This is a genomic window from Sphingomonas segetis, from assembly GCF_009720245.1.
In the GTDB taxonomy this organism is placed as follows: Bacteria; Pseudomonadota; Alphaproteobacteria; order Sphingomonadales; family Sphingomonadaceae; genus Sphingomicrobium; species Sphingomicrobium segetis.
This window is the reverse complement of the sequence record NZ_WJSQ01000313.1, coordinates 1-672: the sequence shown is the minus strand read 5'-3', so window position 1 is coordinate 672 and position 672 is coordinate 1. Positions and strand designations below refer to the sequence as shown.

Genomic DNA, 672 nt, shown 5'->3' with positions numbered 1-672 from the left:
GCGCTCCGCGCCGACAGCCAGCCGCCCGCCCCGCACCAGCGCGTCGCCGGCGAGCAGCGCGAGGTTGAGCAGCAGGCGGATCGCGCCCTTCGGCAGCTTTTCGTCACCGACCATCCAGCCGAGCTCGATCTTGCCGTCGCTGCCAAACAGCCCCTCGAGCGCGGTGCGCGCCTCGCCGGTGTCAATCTCGTCGCCGAAGCCGCCGCCTGCGCCGAACGCCAAGCGGAAGAATTTGAGTTTGTTGGCGGTCGCCCGCGCGCTGTCCTCGAGCAGCTCAAGGCATTTGTCGCGCATGTCGGGGTCGGTTTCGTCGGCGAGCAGCTCGAGCCCGTTGTTGAGCGCGCCCACGGGCGACATGAGGTCGTGGCAAAGCCGCGAGCAAAGCAGGCTGGCGAGGTCGAGGGCATTCACCCGGCGCTGAATGCGGCAGAGTTTAACATCGCGCAAGTTGCCCTTCGGCGGCGAAGGGCATTGAACGCCCCCGTTACAAGCCCATATTCTTCACTGAAGATGGGGGGAATTCAGACGATCGACGTGCGCCTGGAGCCCGCCCATGCCGGCTGGAGGCTCGACCGCGCGCTCGCCGATGCCGTGCCGACGCTGTCGCGCGAGCGGTTGAAGGCGCTGATCCGCAGCGGCGCCGTAGAGGCGCAGGGCACCGCGGTGCGCGAC

The 672-nt window shown here is 68.5% G+C and carries 1 protein-coding gene; it reads right to left on the bottom strand.

Annotated features, from left to right (window positions below):
- A partial coding sequence (locus GH737_RS14985) for a histidine phosphotransferase family protein (protein WP_239018330.1) occupies positions 1 to 423 on the bottom strand: 423 nt, incomplete at its 3' end.
- Positions 424 to 672: the final 249 nt, after the last annotated feature.